Annotated in this window: 12 protein-coding genes, 7 tRNA genes and 1 rRNA gene; 3 read left to right on the top strand and 17 right to left on the bottom strand. The window is 28.8% G+C overall.

What is annotated here, in order from left to right; translation table 11 throughout:
• Positions 1–2: 2 nt before the first annotated feature.
• The 8 genes from yqeH to prfB all read right to left on the bottom strand — a co-directional run bounded on the left by yqeH (position 3) and on the right by prfB (position 8,722).
• The gene (gene yqeH, locus AC1XWJ_RS04795; protein WP_483334749.1) at positions 3–1,121 is read right to left on the bottom strand and encodes a ribosome biogenesis GTPase YqeH; all 1,119 of its coding nucleotides are present in this window, start codon (positions 1,119–1,121) and stop codon (positions 3–5) included.
• Between the two features lie 9 nt (positions 1,122–1,130).
• Positions 1,131–1,679 carry a YqeG family HAD IIIA-type phosphatase gene (locus tag AC1XWJ_RS04790; RefSeq protein WP_483334748.1) on the bottom strand — a complete coding sequence of 183 codons (549 nt, stop codon included), beginning with the start codon at positions 1,677–1,679 and terminating at the stop codon, positions 1,131–1,133.
• Between the two features lie 14 nt (positions 1,680–1,693).
• On the bottom strand, positions 1,694–2,473 hold the full coding sequence (locus AC1XWJ_RS04785; protein WP_483334747.1) for a phosphatidylserine decarboxylase: 780 nt from the start codon (positions 2,471–2,473) through the stop codon (positions 1,694–1,696).
• Between the two features lie 142 nt (positions 2,474–2,615).
• The gene (locus AC1XWJ_RS04780; RefSeq protein WP_483334746.1) at positions 2,616–4,310 is read right to left on the bottom strand and encodes a M3 family oligoendopeptidase; all 1,695 of its coding nucleotides are present in this window, start codon (positions 4,308–4,310) and stop codon (positions 2,616–2,618) included.
• Between the two features lie 179 nt (positions 4,311–4,489).
• Complete coding sequence (locus AC1XWJ_RS04775) at positions 4,490–5,962, bottom strand: carbohydrate-binding domain-containing protein (protein WP_483334745.1); 1,473 nt, start codon at positions 5,960–5,962, stop codon at positions 4,490–4,492.
• Between the two features lie 15 nt (positions 5,963–5,977).
• Positions 5,978–6,667: a DUF4956 domain-containing protein gene (locus AC1XWJ_RS04770; protein ID WP_483334744.1), complete on the bottom strand. Its 690-nt coding sequence runs from the start codon at positions 6,665–6,667 to the stop codon at positions 5,978–5,980.
• Positions 6,648–7,379 carry a VTC domain-containing protein gene (locus AC1XWJ_RS04765; RefSeq protein ID WP_483334743.1) on the bottom strand — a complete coding sequence of 244 codons (732 nt, stop codon included), beginning with the start codon at positions 7,377–7,379 and terminating at the stop codon, positions 6,648–6,650. Before AC1XWJ_RS04765 ends, AC1XWJ_RS04770 begins: the two co-directional genes overlap by 20 nt.
• Before the next feature lie 215 nt (positions 7,380–7,594).
• Complete coding sequence (gene prfB, locus AC1XWJ_RS04760; protein ID WP_483334742.1) at positions 7,595–8,722, bottom strand: peptide chain release factor 2; 1,128 nt, start codon at positions 8,720–8,722, stop codon at positions 7,595–7,597.
• 178 nt (positions 8,723–8,900) lie between these two features.
• On the opposite strand from prfB, the gene recU reads away from it, so the two are divergent.
• The 3 genes from recU to AC1XWJ_RS04745 all read left to right on the top strand — a co-directional run bounded on the left by recU (position 8,901) and on the right by AC1XWJ_RS04745 (position 14,137).
• Positions 8,901–9,485 (top strand): Holliday junction resolvase RecU, encoded by a 585-nt coding sequence (recU, locus tag AC1XWJ_RS04755; protein WP_483334741.1) that lies wholly within the window; start codon positions 8,901–8,903, stop codon positions 9,483–9,485.
• Complete coding sequence (locus AC1XWJ_RS04750) at positions 9,485–11,698, top strand: transglycosylase domain-containing protein (protein ID WP_483334740.1); 2,214 nt, start codon at positions 9,485–9,487, stop codon at positions 11,696–11,698. Before recU ends, AC1XWJ_RS04750 begins: the two co-directional genes overlap by 1 nt.
• Before the next feature lie 129 nt (positions 11,699–11,827).
• Positions 11,828–14,137 carry a transglycosylase domain-containing protein gene (locus tag AC1XWJ_RS04745; protein WP_483334739.1) on the top strand — a complete coding sequence of 770 codons (2,310 nt, stop codon included), beginning with the start codon at positions 11,828–11,830 and terminating at the stop codon, positions 14,135–14,137.
• Between the two features lie 27 nt (positions 14,138–14,164).
• Here AC1XWJ_RS04745 and AC1XWJ_RS04740 read toward each other — a convergent pair whose 3' ends face one another.
• The 9 genes from AC1XWJ_RS04740 to rrf all read right to left on the bottom strand — a co-directional run bounded on the left by AC1XWJ_RS04740 (position 14,165) and on the right by rrf (position 16,480).
• Positions 14,165–15,661, bottom strand: coding sequence for a glycosyltransferase family protein (locus AC1XWJ_RS04740; RefSeq protein WP_483334738.1), 1,497 nt, complete (start codon positions 15,659–15,661; stop codon positions 14,165–14,167).
• A gap of 68 nt (positions 15,662–15,729) precedes the next feature.
• Positions 15,730–15,801, bottom strand: a tRNA-Glu gene (locus AC1XWJ_RS04735).
• Between the two features lie 31 nt (positions 15,802–15,832).
• Positions 15,833–15,905: transfer RNA gene (locus tag AC1XWJ_RS04730), tRNA-Lys, on the bottom strand.
• A 1-nt stretch (position 15,906) separates the two neighbouring features.
• Positions 15,907–15,981 (bottom strand) — tRNA-Gln (locus AC1XWJ_RS04725).
• Positions 15,982–16,001: 20 nt separating this feature from the next.
• Positions 16,002–16,085, bottom strand: a tRNA-Tyr gene (locus AC1XWJ_RS04720).
• A 7-nt stretch (positions 16,086–16,092) separates the two neighbouring features.
• Positions 16,093–16,168, bottom strand: a tRNA-Val gene (locus tag AC1XWJ_RS04715).
• A gap of 9 nt (positions 16,169–16,177) precedes the next feature.
• Positions 16,178–16,249: transfer RNA gene (locus tag AC1XWJ_RS04710), tRNA-Glu, on the bottom strand.
• Between the two features lie 6 nt (positions 16,250–16,255).
• Positions 16,256–16,332 (bottom strand) — tRNA-Asn (locus AC1XWJ_RS04705).
• A 34-nt stretch (positions 16,333–16,366) separates the two neighbouring features.
• Positions 16,367–16,480, bottom strand: a 5S ribosomal RNA gene (gene rrf, locus AC1XWJ_RS04700).

The raw sequence follows: 16,480 nt of genomic DNA, 5'->3' as shown, positions 1-16,480 counted from the left end.
CCTTATATTATAGATTCTCGCGTGAACACTTCTATTTCCTTTGGTGTAATAATATCGATACTACACCCTAAATCACTATTAACAGTAATCCAGCCTAAACCTGAAATTACTATATCAGTTTTTTTATTACTTATATTAAAGCTCTTCTTCTCTGGTTTATCAAAAATAGATAAATCATCTTTAAATGGCGGAGACAACATTTCTCCTAAATGCTTCTTAAATAAATTATCCGCATTTTCTAACTTAGTTCTATGCAATTCTATCTGATTGGATGCATAAATTGTAAAACTTTGTCGATCTCCTTCTACGAAATCCATACGACACATTCCACCAAAGAATATGGTTTGCTCTGAATTAAGTTGAAAAACTCTAGCTTTAACTTCTTTTTTAGGTAATACTAGTTTTAATGTTTTAGCATTTAAATAATGCGATATATCATAATCTAAAATTATTCCAGGAGTATCAAAAATACTTGTTTTATTATCAAGAGGAATTTCTATCATTCCTAATGTAGTTCCCGGAAAATGTGAAGTAGTTATAACATTTTTATCGCCACTTGAAAGTTCGATAAGTTTATTAATTAATGTAGATTTTCCTACATTAGTTGCTCCAACTATATAAATATCTTTTCCTTCTCTTAAATAATCAAGTTTATTAGCTAACTCATCTATACCATGATTTTTTATAGCACTTATTAAAATGATATCCTTAACCTTTATACCTTTTTGTTTCATCATTTTAAATAACCATTGTTTGATTTTGTTTTCTTTTACGGACTTTGGCAATAAATCCATTTTATTAGCTACTAATACTATATCTTTATTTTTTCCAACTATGTCGGTAACATCTTCTATCCAACTACCAGAAAAATCAAATATATCAACTACTTTAACTATTAAAGCATTTTTTGTTGATAGACTTTTTATTAATTTATAAAAATCTTCTGCACCTAATTCAATATCACTAACTTCATTATGATGTTTTAATCTAAAGCATCGTTTACAAATTAAATTTTCACCTATATTTTTATCTACTACACTCTTAGGTAAATATCCCTGTTTTTTACTTTCTTCTGTTTGTATTTCTATTCCACAACCTATACATTGTATCTTCTCCAACAAATTTCCCTCCTAATTATGTTTTAACTTTTTTCTTTTGAATTTCATTTTAGGAAATTGTTTTTTATGTTTTAATATATTTATTATATGTCCTTCAAAAAATCTATTAATACGTGTTTTAAAAGCATCTGTTTTAGAAATAGGTTTTACTAAAACACTCATAGCTCCTAGATTTTTTGCTCCTAGTATATCAGTTAATACTTGATCCCCCAAAATAATAGCTTCTTCTGGTTTCTTGTTTAACTTATTCAAAGCTTTTCTAAATCCTGTAGTCAAAGGTTTTTTTGCCTCTGCTACATATTGCAAGTTAAGACTATTACAAAACTCTCTAACTCTATCTTCTGTATTATTAGAAACCACTATTATTTCAAATCCTGCTTTTTTCATCTTATTCAACCAACGTGTTAATTGCTTAGTATCTTTTTTACTATCCCAAGATATTAAAGTATTATCTAAATCTGAGATGATTACTTTTTTGTTGTGCATATTCATATACTCAACGTCTATAAAATCATAGTCTTCAATGAAATCATCTGGAGAGAAAAATCTTTTTAAAATCATTCTTTTTTATCCTTTTAATTATTTATTTCTGCAATTTTTTTGCCCATTTTTATTTCCTTAGGCAGCTCTAAATCAACAAAATTAATAGCATCCTTTTCAAATAATAAAACCACTGTTGAGCCAAATTCAAAATATCCTAATTCTGAACCTTTTTCTACATCGTTGCTATTGTATGTTGTAATTATAGAATTAACATTCTGTGCTCCGACCGGTATTAAATTATACTTCAATCCTTTATTCTCTAAAGTAAATATTTGACGATAGTTGTAACTAAGTACATTATCCCCTAATTCTAATCCTGCTTTATTAACAGGATAAGAATATTTACCTATAGTGTATGAATCTAATACTTTAGCATTCGTTGGAAAGTGTATTCTATGATAATTTTTTGGACTTAAATAAATTACCATATACACACCACCAGCTAATTCTCTTGCTCTTTCTTTATCTCCTAATAAAGTCTTAACACTGTATTCTTGCCCTTTTACAATGAAAGTTGAATCATCATCTATACTTCCTATCTCCGAGATAACTCCGTCAGTAGGACTTACTATATCATCCCCAGCTGAAATTGGTCTTAAAGATGGATGTACTTCTCGTATAAAAAATTCATTTAAATTTTTAAATTCTGAAACATCTTTCAAAATTTCATAAGTATTTATTTTATATACCGAAATAAAAGGTTGAATTAACAATCTACTAGCATTTGATTTTGTTAATTTTTGAAGCATTTTTGACGAGTATTTTCCATTCGTAAGTTCAACACATATTTGAAATAATCTTTTTTTTAGCATTTTATACCTCACTTCTTAAATATCATATATAATTTTACTATAATAAGCATTATAATACAATTATTAGAAAATTTTTTATTACAAATATATAAAAATAAAAAAAGACAAATAAGAAAATTACCTTATTTGCCTTTTTTATTTCTTAAAATTTTGTAGCATCTACAGAATTAATGTATTTTTCTAATTCTGGAACTATATGAGAAATCGTACCATTAACAAATGGATTTGCTAAATTAGCTTCTTTAACTAACTCTAGGAATGGCTTTGTTCCTCCTAAATCACACAAGTGTAAATATTCCTCCCAAGCATTTTTTGGATTTTCTTGAGATTTTTTCCAAAATTGGAAAGCACAAACTTGTGCAAGTGTATAATCAATATAATAAAATGGTAAAGAGAAAATATGTCCTTGTCTATAGAAAAACATTCCATTTTCTAATTCTGGAATATCATCATAAGAACGTGACGGTAAATATTTTTTCTCTACTTCACGCCAAACTGCTCTTCTTTCTTCTGGTGTTAATTCCGGATTTTCATAAACTATATGTTGGAATTCATCAACAGTTACTCCATAAGGTAAGAACTTCAAAGAATTTGTAATATGATAGTACTTAAATTTATCTGTTTCTTCCTCAAAGAATAAATCCATCCAAGGCCAAGTTAAAAACTCCATACTCATAGAATGTATTTCACAAGCTTCATAAGTAGGCCAAGTATATTCTGGAACTGCTACATCCCTACTTCTATACACTTGGAATGCATGCCCCGCTTCGTGAGTTAATACTTCGACATCATGCGGAGTTCCGTTGAAATTAGCAAAAATAAATGGAGATCTATAATCAGGTATGTAAGTACAATACCCTCCTCCAGCTTTTCCTTTTTTCGTATCTAAATCTAGAAGATTATGTTCCACCATAAAATCGAAAAATTCCGATGTTTCTTCCGACAACTCTCTATACATCGTTTTGGCATTTTGAACCAAGAATTCTCTATCACCTTTCGGTGTAGGGTTTCCTGTTTTAAAATATACAGATTCATCTTGAAATTGTAATTTAGATAATCCTAAGCGTTCTTTTTGTGCTTCTTTTAATTTTTCTACTAAAGGAACAATATCATCTAATATTTGTTTTCTGTAATTAGCCACATCAGAAGCTACATAATCTGTTCTACGCATTCTCAAATAACCTAATTCAACAAAATTTTTGAATCCTAACTTTTTAGCAATTTTATGACGAACTTTTACCATTCTATCATAGATATCATCATATTTTGACAAATTATCAATGAAAAATTTTGCTACTGCTTGTGATGCTTTTGTACGAACATCTCTATCTTCTGATTGAATATATTTTGCCATACCACTAAGGTTTCTATCTTCACCATCAAAATAAATTTTCGCACTTGAAGTAAGTTTGACATATTCTGTAACAAGTTTATTTTCTTCTTTTAAATCTTCTATAATCTCATCACTAAAAGTTTTCAATTCACACTCTATTAGTTTAAAGTATTGTTCTCCTATTTCTTTAGCTAACTCATCTTTATATTTTGAATTGTAAACTAAGTTTCCTATTTTAGAAAAGTATTCTCCTAATTCTGGTAAAAAATTGTCCCAGAATTCTTGTTCTTTATCGTAAAATTCATCTTCTGTATTTATACTATTGCGTATAGATACCAATGTCATTTGTGTATCTATCGTATTTCGAAATTTATTGTACTCTTTAAAATATTCATAAAATTCTCCAAAGGATTGTGCTGACTCTAAACTTGAAATAAAGTCTTCTAAATTATTCTTTATAACACTAACATCAGGTCTTTCATATTTATAATTTTCAAATGTCATAATAAACACCCTTTCTAAGTTTTTACGCATAATTTATAATAGCATATTTATTAAAAAATTACAAAATTTTTTTCAATATTTCATTTTATCTATATCAATTGTAGTTAAATATATATCAATTTTTAATAATTATATTTATAAGAAAGCTACAATATTAATTAATATTGGAGCTTCCTATATTATCTTCTAGGAGGATTACCTTGGTTTCTCATCATTCCACCACCTTGCATTTGCGTAGTTAGCGAAGCTGTTACAGTAGTTTCACTGCCATTGATAGAGATTGTATAACTCTCGCCTTCTTTTATATCTGGGCTACTTATTAATACATTGCTGAAAGATTTTGTAGCTGTACAATTTATTATTTCTTTTCCAGTAGAATCTTTAACTACAATTTTCGCATTAGCAGCTCCTTGAACATTAGTCATAATAGATGCTTGTTTTGAAGAATTACCAAATCCTTGTGCCATACCATTAGCCCCTACAATTACAGTAGTACCTCCATTTATTGTAGCAGTACCGTCATAATCTAATGCGGCATTCCCATTATCAGTAGGTCCATTTACATAAACTTCCCCACCATTTATAGTAATATTACCATTCGAGTCAAGTCCATCTCCTCCTGAATTTACAGTAATTTTACCACCATTTATTACTAACTCTACTCCACTAGTAGCCGACCCTGGTCTTGCTGTCGTAGTTGTAGTTCCATCAGCGGCATTTATAGCATCATCTTTCGCTGTAACATTAATTTCACCTGACTCTATAGTTATAACTTTACCTTCTATTCCCTCATTACTTTGATTTATATTAATTTCTCCGCCATCAATTAATACTTTATTAGAAGCGTGGATTCCATCATCTCCTGCATTAATAGTTATACTGTTATCTTTTAAATAGATATTTCCTAATTCTGTATTGTCTGTATTATCTGAATGAAGAGCATCTTCTGTGCTAGTTAATGTTAATGTAGCGTTTGTAATATTTAGTGCATCATTAGCAGATAAAGCATGTTTTTTGGCATTTATATTCAAAGTAGCGTACGCTATTTTTAGATCATCATTTGATTTTATTGCATTACCATAATTTCCTTCAACATTCAATGTTCCTTTTCCATTTATAGTTAAATCTGCTTTACTATAAATTGCTGCACTTCCATTTTCTGTTGAATTACTTGAGCTATCCTTTATAGTGTTTGATGATCCTTCTTTTAGTGTTAGGAACACTTTATCAGCTTGTTTTACATAGATTGCTGAATCAGTATTTGAAATAGTAACATTATCTAGCACTATTTGTACTTTTGCTGTATCAGATGCTTCTACAACCACTTGAATATTGTTACTTTGTCCAGATAAAATGTATGTTCCTTCTGACGTAATTTTAACTGTGTTTGATTCTATTACCGCTCCATCACCAGAAATATTATTATTACTTAGATCAATTTTTGTAGCACTACTCTCATCATAATTTCCTGCCAAATCTTTAGTAGAGAAGTAATCTTTGTTACTAGTACTATTAGATGATGTTTGAGTTACTGTTGTACTATTGTTAGTACTATTAGTTGGGGTTGAGCAAGCCGCTAATGATAGTGATAATGTCGCTGTCAAAATCATTAATCCTAATTTATTTTTTAATTTCTTTGTATTATTTGTCATATTATGTTTCTCCTTTTATAAGCCACTCTCTTTTACTATATGTCTATTTATAGCAACCTCTAAATTTCCATTTCTCGTTCTAATTGCATCTACAAAATGTTTTTCACTAAATCCTTCTTTCAACTTGATGTTATATCTTAATTTAAATAAGCTTCCCATATCTGATGTTTTTACAGATAGTAATTCTACATAACTAAGTTGTTCTTTAAATAAATCATCGAATATTTCTTCGTAATCTAAATTTTCTGGAATAGTTACTGTAAGTTGACGTATCCCTTCAGTCATTTCCCCAAAATTTATTTTTTCGTAAACTATGACTACTAAAGTCATAACTAAAGTGAAGAATACTGCTATGGCTATATATCCCATTCCTGTTGCAAGACCTACTGCCATAGACATAAATATTGCTAACAACTCTTTGGCTCCTCCGGCTGCTGAACGGAATCTAATTAAACTAAATGCTCCCATAACAGCTATGCCTGCTCCAGCATTACCATTAACTAAGAAGATAACTATATGAACTATTGCTGGTAAAACTGCTATCGTCGTCATAAATTCTTTTGTATGTATAGTTTTATAACTATAAGCTAAAGCTAAAACTATCCCTAAAACTAATGATACTGCTATTGATACTAAAAAAGTTGTAGTACTAATAGAACTTTCTGAACTTGAACTAAATAAATTATTAAACAGCATATTTTGCATTTTCTAAACCTCTTTCCTTTAATTTTTGATAAGCCGTTCCATATTTTGAAAATGGACGTGGATACATCTCATATTTGTTTAAAGCTTCACTTAACCATAAAGGATATGCACCAGAAACCTTTATTTCCATTATTACTAAATTATTATCTATAATGTTATTACCGTAAATTCCTTTTTTAATATCTAAATCATAATTTCGATATTTAATATTAGAATCTATTGTAATTCTCAAATCACCATCTTCTATTCCTTTATATGAGTATCTATCGTAGTAAATGTACATCATAGGTTTTAAATTTTTATTAGTTTTAAAAATCCAATCTATTTCGTTTTTTATTTGACTTTTTTCTAGAACATCTTGTCTATCTAATAAATACTCATTTCCTTTTTTCAATGATGTTGAAATTCTTCGTTTGTATATAACTTTCTCAAATTTCTTTTTTATTTCCAAAAACACTTTACTGTCATCATTAGGGTTTTTATCGTAACTTCTCATTCTTAATTTTTCTTTATATTCTGCTTTATCTTTCGAACTGCGTATCATATAAAAATTATCTGTATCAAAATATAAATTACTAATAGTTGATTGTGCATAATCATCTGCTACTAGATATTTATCAAAATATTTCTTTAAGTTTTGTAATTGTTCTAAAGTTATTAAATATTTCTTTTCGTAACGTTTAAATTTTGATTTAAATGTATTTTTTGCCATAATAATCTCTCCGGTTCCTTTCCTTTTTTATTTAATAATTATATTCTATATATAAAACTTAAAACGAACTTTAATTCTAAGTTAAAATAAAATTAAAAAATGACTTTTTTTATTATTATCTGGAAAATATTTTCATTTCAATATATTTTCATATTTATTTCAAAGTTGATTTCTGTAACTCGTTATAACAAAAAAAGCAAAGCTAAATTGCTTTGCTATAGATTATCAATATTATTTTTTAAAGTCATATTATAATGGAGATAACTGTCAATAAAGTCAATTATTTCTCCGTTCATTACTTTATCTACATTACCTACTTCATAATTAGTTCTATGATCTTTTACCATAGTATAAGGTGTAAAGACGTATGATTTAATTTGCGATCCCCAAGAAATAGATTTTTGTTCTCCTCGAAGTTCATTAATCTCCTGTTCTCTTTTTTCTAATTCCATTTTGTATAATCGTGATTTTAATTCGCGAATCACAGTTTCTTTATTTACTAATTGACTTCTCTCTGATTGAGACTGAACTACAATACCCGTAGGTATATGCGTAATTCTAACTGCCGAATCCGTAGTATTAATATGTTGTCCACCGGCTCCTTGGGCACGATAAGTGTCTATTTGAATATCCTCTGTAGCTATATCAATATTAATTTCTTCATCAGAAAATTCTGGTATTACATCTACCGAGCAAAATGAAGTATGTCTTTTACCAGAAGGATCAAAAGGAGAAATACGTATGAAACGATGAACCCCTTTCTCCCCTTTTAATAGTCCGTAAGAGTAGTCTCCTTCTACTAATATTGTTACAGATTTTATTCCACATATATCTCCAGCTTGATAGTTTAAATATCTATATTTCAAGCCCTGTTTGGCAAAAAATCGCTCATACATTTTAAATAAAATTTCTGCACAATCCGTAGCATCACTTCCCCCAGCTCCTGCATGAATTTCAAATATTGCAGAATTATTATCATAAGGTTCTGACAAAAGCAACCTAAACGTAAATTGCTCTACTTTCGTTTCTAATTCTGTATAAATTTCTAACAATTCATTATAAATGTCTTCATCATTTTCCTCTTTAAGAAAATCTATTAATTCTTTGACTTGTTCTAATAAGAAAATTAATTCTTCAAACTCATATAATTCTTTTTTGATAAACTTTGCCTCTGACACTACCTTTGTTGCTTGCTCGCTATTATTCCAAAAATTTTGGTCCAGCATATCCTCTTCTATCTCTGCTAAACGTTCTTTTTTTTCTTCTATATTCAATGACACTTTAAAATCACTTATCTTTTTATCAATATCTTCTAATTTCTTTCTTAATTCTGCTAATTCCAATTTTCTTACTCCAAACTATTTATCATCGCTTCATTATTATACACGATACGGATACGAAATTACAAACAATTTTAGTCAATTGATAATTTGATAAAGCAATTTTTGATACCAAAAATAAAATAAGTTTATTTTATGTTCATATTATAGTATAATATAAAAAAAATGTGTGGAGTTTTAAATGATTAATTATCCAAACAAAAAAAATAGCAATTTTACAACTAATATTAACTACTCTAAAAGGGGTATGCAATTAGAAAATGATATAAATTTCGCTAATAAATATTATTTAAATAACAATATAGCTATCATTCATAAAAAGCCTGTTCCTATCCAAATAGTAGAGGTTGACTATCCAAGTAGAAACAATGCAATGATAAAAAAAGCATTTTATCAAACACCATCTACTACGGATTATAATGGAATTTTTAATGGTAAGCATATAGATTTTGAAGCTAAAGAAACTACTTCTTTAACTTCATTTTCATTAAATAATATTCACGAGCATCAAATAAAGCATATGCAATTAATTATGGAGCATGGAGGAATAACATTTATTATAGTACGTTTCAAAAAATTAGATCGAACATTCCTTATGCCGTTAAAAAAGTTTCTAATATTCCATAATCGTGCTAAAGACGGTGGGCGAAAATCAATTAAATTAGAAGAATTTTGTAACAATAGTTTCGAATTACCTTTTAATTTTAAAATAAGGTTAGATTATCTAACTATTATTAAAAAACATGAAAGTGAGTTTTTACAATAATGAATAAATGGACAAACGTAGTTAAATATGTAAGTGCTACATTTTTCTTTATTATCACTGTTATTTCTATAATTTTTACAATGTTTTTGTTAAATGAATTTAGAAATTCTCCAGAACTAACTAAAGAAAATCTTGTTGATGCACTTAGTTCACGTATTTATGACAAAAATAATAATTTAATTGCTACTATAGGTAATGAACGTAGAGAATATGTATCAGTTGAAGAAATTCCAGAAGAAGTTAAAGATGCTGTCTTATCTGTTGAAGATTCTCGTTTTTATTCTCATGTCGGTGTAGATCCTAAGCGTATAGCCAAGGCATTTATAGTTAATGTTTCTGCTGGATCATCACTAGAAGGTGGTAGTACGATAACTCAACAAGTAGTTAAGACATCTCTACTTACATCTTCAAAAACTTATGAACGTAAAATACAAGAAGCATTTTTATCTCTAAAATTAGAAAGTAAATACACAAAAGATGATATATTAGAAATGTACCTAAATAAAATATTTTATTCTGATCACCAATATGGTATAAAATCAGCCGCTAAATATTTTTATAATAAAGAATTGTCTGAACTTACTATTCCTCAAATAGCACTATTAGCTGGATTGCCACAACAACCTGTAGGTTACAACCCTTACGATAATCCTTCTAATGCTTTAGAAAGAAGAAATACAGTTTTATACGCTATGTACAATAACGACAAAATAACTAGAGCACAATATGAAGAATACATTAAAACACCTATTGAAGATGGTTTGGTTCAAAAAAATAAGGAAGACAGACAACTTCAAAATATTTCTAATCCTAAGTATGGTGCATACGTAGATATGGTTGTTAATGAAATAAAAAATTCACAACTTTTTGCCGAAGAAAAAGATCCATTTGCCTTAGGATTACATATATATACCAATTTGGATCCTGAATTACAAGAATATACTCAAAATATGCTTGATAACCAAAGTTCTCCAATGATTAAACACGCATCACAAGCAGCAATTACTGTCTTAAATACTAAAAATGGGCTTGTAGAAGCTGTGGGCGGCGGAAAAAATTATACTTATGGAGATTTTAACTATGCTACAGATGCAAAAGTGCAAGCAGGATCATCTATAAAACCTATACTAGATTATGCTCCAGGGATAGAATACTATGGTTGGGATTCACTAACAACTTTCTCTGACACACCATATTTAATTGCTGGAACTAATCACTACATACAAAACTGGGATAGAGCTTATCACGGAAATGTAACTATGCGTCGTGCTTTAGCTATGTCTTATAACGTCCCTGCCGTTAGGGCATTCGAAAGTATAGGTTATGAACGTAGCAAACTTTTTGCTAGTAAATTAGGTATTGAATTAACATCTGAAGCTCCTACATCTGCAATAGGAGGAAATGTCGATACTGTATCACCAATAAAAATGGCAGGAGCATTTGCTGCATTTGGTAACGGTGGAATGTATAATAAGCCTTCTGGAATAATAAAAATACTAGATAAACAGGGCAATGAAATAAACAACTTTAAAGAACAACCTACTCGTGCTATGAATGCTTCTACAGCATTTATTATGACAGATATTTTAAAAGATGTAGTAACATCTAATGGTACTTCTCCTAACGGAAGAGTAGCTGGCTTTGATTTAGCTGCAAAATCTGGTTCAAGTACATTTGATGAAAGTGCAGCTAGAATGTACGGTATTGATGTTGTTAATTCTACTAAAGATAGTTGGATGATAGGATACACTACCGAACATACTGTTGCTGTTTGGCAAGGAGCTGATAGTGTAGACTCTGCTAGTAAAGCATTAAATGCTAATCAGGCTCAAACTACTCAACTAATAATGGCAGATATAATTAAAAAAGCCCACAATAATATTGCCCCTGCTAACTTCCAAGCTCCAAGCACGGTGTCAAGATCTGGTAATGCATACTACGCTACAGATAGAAATACAGAAACTGATAATATGTATGTAGGAACATCTCGTGATTCTGTATATCAATCAAAAATATCTGAAAGAAATAGAGAAACAAGAAATAATATAGCAATTACTACAAATAATAATAATAATAATAATACAAATAGCAATAATAATACTAATAATAGCAGCACAACAACTAATAGTAATAGTAATACTAATACAAATAACAGCACGAATAACAGAAATAGAAATAATACACAAAATAATTCAAATTCAAATAATAGATAAATAAAAAACCTTATTTACACCTATAAAAATCGTAAATAAGGTTTTTTATTATTAATATATATTTTCATTAACTTGTAATTTTATGATATAATATAGTTAATATGTTCATAATTAAAGGAGCTATATAAAGTGAAAAATAAAAAAAAATATATAACGTGGAAAAATTTTTTCTTAGCAGCATTATTATTTTCCACTTTAATAATTGCAATTATTACTGGATTTGTTGCTAACTTAGTAAAAGATCAACCAGCGTTATCAAAAGAAGAATTAACTCAACAATTAAATGATATAAGTGAAAATAGTGATATATTTTTTGCTAATGGAGAAAAAGTAGCTACTATCAACTCTGAAATGATGAGAAAAGCAATACCTTTATCAGAAATGGGAGATAATGTAAAAAATGCTATTATAGCTAGTGAAGATGATGATTTCTACAGCAATAGTGGAATAGAACCAATCTCTATTGTGAGAGCTTCTATTTATGAAACACTTGGTAAGTCTACTACAGGAGGAAGTACAATAACACAGCAATTAGTAAAAAATCAGTTGTTAGATAATTCACGCTCTTACGAAAGAAAAGCTAAAGAAATTCTATTAGCATTAAGATTAAATAATACATTATCAAAAAATGAAATTTTAGAAACTTATTTAAATATAGCTCCTTTTGGAAAAAATAGACTAGGACAAAACATTAGTGGTATAGAAACTGCAGCTTTAGGAGTATTCGATGTACATGCTAATGAATTAAACATTGCACAAGCAGCTTATTTGGCCGGTTTCGTCCAATTACCTTATAAATATACGCCATTTGACAACTCCGGAAATATTAGAAGTGATGAAGAACTACAAGCTGGATTTGATAGACAAAAATATGTATTAAATAGAATGTTAGCGGAAGATTTTATTACAAAAGAACAATATAATCAAGCTCTAAATTTTGATTTAAAAGCATCATTCACTAATAACAAAATTAATGAAGCAGAAAAATATCCATACATTACTAATGAAATAATTACAGCTGCATCAGAAATTTTGGCAGAAGAAACTGCAAAAAAAAATAATCAATTAAATAGATATCAAACAGATAACAATTTTAGAAACGATTTATTAGAAAAAAGTAAAGTAAAATTCTTAACTGGTGGATACAAAGTAAATACTACTATAGATAAAGATTTATACGATACTTTACAAGAAGCTAAAAATAATTATGCAAAATTTGTTTCAAAAAATATTGATGGACAAAACTATCCTATGGAAATAGGTGCTACTTTGATCGAAAATAATACGGGACGTGTTCTTGCATTTATAGGTGGACGTGATTTTAATTTACAACAGCTAAATCACGCTACTAGAACAACTAGATCTCCAGGATCTACAATTAAACCTTTATTAGTATATGCTCCTGCAATTGATAAAGGCTATATAACTCCAAATTCTACACTACTTGATAGAAAATTTAATTACAATGGATGGTCTCCAGATAACTTCTCAAAAACAGAATTTGGAACTATATCAGCAAGAAATGCATTAGCAAAATCATTAAACTTATCAACAATAAGACTATATTCTGCATTTTATAACGAAGATCCAGTAAAAGAATATCTTGAAAAAATGAATTTCAAAAATTTAGTAGCAGCCGATAATACAAACTTATCTGCATCAATAGGTGGTTTATCGTATGGAGTTACTGTTTTAGAAAATACTAATGCATTTGCAGCTCTAGCAAACAATGGAAAATTTCAACAAGCGTATATAATAGAATCTATAGTAGATAATAGTGGAAAGACAGTATACACTGCTAATTTCAAACCTGTACAAGTTTATTCAGAATCTACTAGTTACTTGACAGTAAATATGTTAAATGATGTTATTACTGGTGGAACTGCTGGAAATATGAAATCAACTTTAAAATTTAGTACAGATAATTTATTTGTAAAAACTGGAACATCAGAATACAATCATGACTTATGGACTGTCGGCGGAACTAAAAATATAACATTTGGACTTTGGACAGGTTACGATAAACCTTCTGAACTACCTGGCTTTGATCACGCTCATAGCCAATGGGCATATTTTATGAATGTTATTCATGATTACAACTCTAAACTAGTAGGCGCTGATATAAAATTTGAATCTCCTTCATCAATAGTAAAAGATAATATTAACCCTTTTAATAATGCAAAAGGATCTGTTAATGATATTATTCCAAAAGGATTCCAACAACTCTCTAATGACAAAGTTATGAGAAAATTTGGATCAGTTATAGACAAAAATGTACTAGAAAAACTACAACCTAAAAAAGAAGATAAAGAAAAAGATGAAGATAAAGATGATTTAGAAGAAGATAAAAACAATAATTTAAATAATGATAGACGAAAAGAAGAAAATAATTCTGCCTTGGAAGATGATATAGAAGATTCTAGTTACGATAATGAATAGAAAAATAGAACCGATATTGTATCGGTTCTATTTTTTTTCATTTAATTTTAAAATTTTTATTCTATTTATTATATTTTCTAAACCATACATTGCACAAATTATAAATATAGGTATATTTGTAAATAAATATCTTGCTCTAGCTTCAAATAATGTTAGAAATATAAATAAGCCTATTAATGTCATATAAATTATAGGTTTATAATTATTTCTATAATCATTATCATACTTTTTATTTCTAACACTTATAAAGCATAACAACAATATTACTAACCAAGATGATTGTTGGAAAAAATTAAAATATTTATAATACTTCCCTTCTGAATAATAAATATTTCTTGTAATTTTGGAAATCGTATTATCTTTAGGAAGAATTTTTAAATAAAATTCACCTTCTTTCTCCCAAGAAAATGTTCCATCATTGTAATTTAGCAAAGTTTTTTTACTGTAATGTTTTGCAGAAGTATGAATATTAAAATTTTTTAATCTGTCTTTTATGACTACTAAGTTAGCTGCATCTCTATCTTCCTTTGTATAAAACGATTGTGAAAACATAACATCATCATAATTCCAATCACCATTTGTACTTTCATTTAAGCCCATTTTTAAATAATGCAAATAACCAATATTCCATTCCTTATCTAACGTATTCTTAATATTATAATTTATCAAGTTTACAAATATAAACGATAAATATATTGTTACAAATATTATAATAAATTTACTTAACGTAATTTTTATATTATTTTTATTAAAAATAAAGTCAAATAATACTATAGCTATAAAAATAATAGAAGCTTGAGGCTTTATATGAAAAGTAATAACAAAAATAAGACTTAATAAAAACCATTTAATATACATCTTTTCTACTGAAATATAAATATATAATAATAAAACTGGAAATATCAACGAAAAAGAATCTGAATAAGGTATCGAAATCCACGGTGATATATAAATCAACAAAACAAAATAAATATATCCTAACCAAGATATTATATTGTTTTGGAATATTTTATTTAACACCTTATACATTAACAAACCTGAAACATTACATATTAATATCATCAATATTACTAAAATAAAATGTGCATATTCTACTAAATTAACAAAATTAAGAAATAAAATAATATAATAATAGATATTTAATATTAAAATATTATTAGGATAGACAGAAAAATAATAACTCGAAATTAATTCTCCATTGTTAACTAAATTGAAACTATTGTTTATAATAATACCTGCGTCCCATCCAGGTATAAAATAATATGAATAGATAAGTAATATTTGAAATAAAGATAATAATATAGTTACCAAATATATTTTGTTAAATTTAATCAAACATTTTTTAATAAAAATAAATAATATAACTAATATAAAAAATCCTAATAATAAAGCATAAATGTTATATTCTGATATATAATTTTTTTTACTATATTCTAAGTAGTTAAAAAACAATAATATTATCATTATCAGAAACATTATTACAAAAAACATAATGTCAATAAAACTGCTGAAAACTTTTTTCATGATACTTTCCCTTCTTCTACTTATTCTGGCAAAATAAAAAGGCGAGTAATAAATATACTCGCCTTAAATGACCCGTACGGGATTCGAACCCGTGTTACCGCCGTGAAAGGGCGGTGTCTTAACCACTTGACCAACGGGCCAAAATAAAATGCCATAACAGGCATTAAAAAATGAGCCATGAAGGACTCGAACCTTCGACCCTTTGATTAAAAGTCAAATGCTCTACCAACTGAGCTAATGGCTCATGGCTGGGATATCTGGATTCGAACCAGAGCATGACGGAGTCAAAGACCGTTGCCTTACCGCTTGGCTATATCCCAATAATTATTAAAAATATAAGTGGTGGGGAGAAGTGGATTCGAACCACTGAACCCGAAGGAACGGATTTACAGTCCGTCGCGTTTAGCCTCTTCGCTACCTCCCCTATATAATGGTGGAGGTTAACGGGATCGAACCGCTGACCCCTTGCTTGTAAGGCAAGTGCTCTCCCAGCTGAGCTAAACCTCCTATAAGTGATGACCCGTACGGGATTCGAACCCGTGTTACCGCCGTGAAAGGGCGGTGTCTTAACCACTTGACCAACGGGCCAAAAAATGGCTCCACAGGCAGGACTCGAACCTGCGACCCTCTGATTAACAGTCAGATGCTACTACCAACTGAGCTACTGTGGATCAATAAGCCTAAAGCAAAAGCCAAAGACTCAAAGTCTGGCAACGTTCTAATCTCGCAGGGCGTAAGCCCAACTACCTTCGACGCTAAAGAGCTTAACTTCTGTGTTCGGTATGGATACAGGTGTGTCCTCTTTGCTATCGCCACCAG

It is taken from the genome of Gemelliphila sp. 1F1 (genome assembly GCF_056897515.1).
This window is presented reverse-complemented; position numbering and strand designations above follow the sequence as displayed.